Origin of the sequence: Luteibacter sp. (assembly GCF_051958795.1) — a bacterium.
GTDB lineage: Bacteria > Pseudomonadota > Gammaproteobacteria > Xanthomonadales > Rhodanobacteraceae > Luteibacter.
Genome location: NZ_JBQCFT010000141.1, coordinates 1 through 2,265, shown reverse-complemented (window position 1 = coordinate 2,265; position 2,265 = coordinate 1). Strand labels below are relative to the sequence as shown.

At 62.4% G+C, this 2,265-nt stretch carries 2 protein-coding genes and 1 pseudogene; 2 read left to right on the top strand and 1 reads right to left on the bottom strand.

Features of this window, described 5'->3' with window-relative positions; genetic code table 11:
* A pseudogene (locus tag ACTHLF_RS07810) lies at positions 1-191 on the top strand (bifunctional helix-turn-helix transcriptional regulator/GNAT family N-acetyltransferase); the annotation flags it as partial.
* Between the two features lie 17 nt (positions 192-208).
* On the opposite strand, the gene crp reads toward ACTHLF_RS07810, so the two are convergent.
* Entirely contained in the window at positions 209-904 is a 696-nt protein-coding gene (gene crp / locus ACTHLF_RS07805) for a cAMP-activated global transcriptional regulator CRP (RefSeq protein ID WP_440326331.1), read from the bottom strand.
* A gap of 343 nt (positions 905-1,247) precedes the next feature.
* On the opposite strand from crp, the gene speD reads away from it, so the two are divergent.
* Positions 1,248-2,033: an adenosylmethionine decarboxylase gene (gene speD, locus ACTHLF_RS07800; protein ID WP_036109987.1), complete on the top strand. Its 786-nt coding sequence runs from the start codon at positions 1,248-1,250 to the stop codon at positions 2,031-2,033.
* Positions 2,034-2,265: the final 232 nt, after the last annotated feature.

Below are 2,265 nucleotides of genomic sequence, written 5' to 3'. Positions count from 1 at the left end.
GGCTCCTGCTGGATGCCGCCATCGCCACCTTCCGCGAGCGCGGCGGCAAGCGCCTGTTCCTTGAATCGAACAGCCGCCTTGGCCGGGCGCTCGGTATGTACGAGCGGGCCGGTTTCGTCAGGCAGCAGGCGATCCGCCCGGGCTCCCATTACGAGCGGGCGGACGTCTACATGGTGTTCCAGGGCCCCTGAGCGGGGCCCCTGGGGCCTTAGCGGGTGCCGCGGACCACGATGGTCTTGCCGGACACGTCGATCATTCGCTCTTCCTCGAGCTGCTTGAGCACGCGGCCGACCATTTCGCGGGAGCAGCCGACGATCCGGCTCACTTCCTGGCGGGAGATGCGGATCTGGGTGCCATCCGGGTGGGTCATGGCGTCCGGCTCCTGGCAAAGGTCCAGGAGGGTGCGCGAGACACGGTTGGTCACATCCATGAAGGCCATGCGGCTTACCTGGCGCGATGTGCGCAGCAGGCGGTGGGTCAGCTGGGAGCCGATCGCGAAGAGCAGCTTCGGGCATTCGGCGGCCAGCGGGCCCTCGAGCAGCTGGAACAGCCGCTCGTAGCTGATTTCCGCCATTTCCACGGCCGTACGGGTACGGACCAGCGACTCGCGCTGCGCCTGCTCCACGAACAGGCCCATTTCCCCGATGAACTGGCCGCGGTTGATATAAGCCAGGATCAGCTCACGGCCTTCCTCATCCTCCGTGCAGACGGCCAGCGAGCCTTCCACCACGTAATAGAGGGTGTTGGCCGGGTCGCCCGGGCGGATGATCGCGGTTTTACCCGGGTAGCGGCGCCGGTGGCATGCGTCGAGGAAGCGGCCCATGGAAGCCGGGTCGGGCGCGAAGCTCAGCGGAGCCTGCGACCGTTCGAACGCCTGTTGCAGCAGATATTTAAGTTGTGCCACAGCTGATTCCGTTGAGCTTCTATGGCATGGCGCCCCCAAGATCGACACTCACCGACGGTTTTCCGTCAGGTGTCGCCGACTCGCCATGTCCCCGGCGGGATTATTGCAGACTTAGGGTGGGCAAAATCCACCATAAATGACGATCCGTTCGAAGTTGTTCAAATCCTCGCCACTTTGCCCCATAATTTTACCCCCTCGGAGCCGCCCCCCTGTCTCAGGCCGTTCATAAACGAGGGGCAGACTGGTCGTCTGCTCGTTATCCATCCATTCCTTTGTTGCGGGGACCCTTGCTGCTAACCCGTGTCTGCTGCTGGCCGTCATCTACCGGCCTCGGAGAGTCGCTGTGGTCAAACCGCTTCCCCGCCTTCGCCTCCAGGGTTTCAACAACCTCACCAAGGCGCTGAGCTTCAATATCTACGACATCTGCTATGCCGTTTCGGAACAGCAGCGCCAGAACTACATCGAGTACATCGATGAGCAGTACGACGCTGACCGCCTGACCCAGATCCTCACGGATGTGGCCGAGATCATCGGCGCCAACATCCTGAACATCGCGCGCCAGGATTACGATCCGCAGGGCGCGTCGGTCACGATCCTCATCTCCGAGGAGCCGGTGGTCGAGAAGCTGGGCCGCGACACCATTTCCGGTGCCGTGGTGGCGCACATGGACAAGAGCCACATCACCGTCCATACCTACCCGGAAACGCACCCGCACAACGGCATCGCCACGTTCCGCGCCGATATCGATGTCGCGACCTGCGGCGTCATCTCGCCGCTGAAGGCCCTGAACTACCTGATCGACAGCTTCGAGTCGGATATCGTCATCGCGGACTACCGCGTGCGCGGCTTCACCCGTGACGTGAAGGGCAAGAAGCACTTCATCGACCACAAGATCAACTCGGTGCAGGACTACCTGGCGAAGCACATCCGCCAGAAGTACGAGATGTTCGACGTGAACGTGTACCAGGAAAACATCTTCCACACGAAGATGCACATCAAGGACTTCGACCTCGACACCTACCTGTTCGAGGCCCAGGCCGACGATCTCTCGTTCAAGGAGCGCCAGCGCATCGAATCGCTGCTCCGCCGCGAGATCGAGGAACTCTTCCACGGCCGCAACCTGATGTAACTGAAAAGCCCCGCGAAAGCGGGGCTTTTTTGTTGGGGCGCGATCCCGGTTGCCTCAGATCCGGTAGGCGACAGCCTTCATCACAGCCGAAGCCGCATGCATCAGCCCCGGGATGGGGAAGGGCAGGTCGATCCCCCCGCGCGCCTGCGCCGCATCCGCATGCCGGACCTCATCTTCCTGCATCTGCTTCAGGATGGCCCGCGAGCGAGATCGGAAGAGCGTCGTGTAGGGA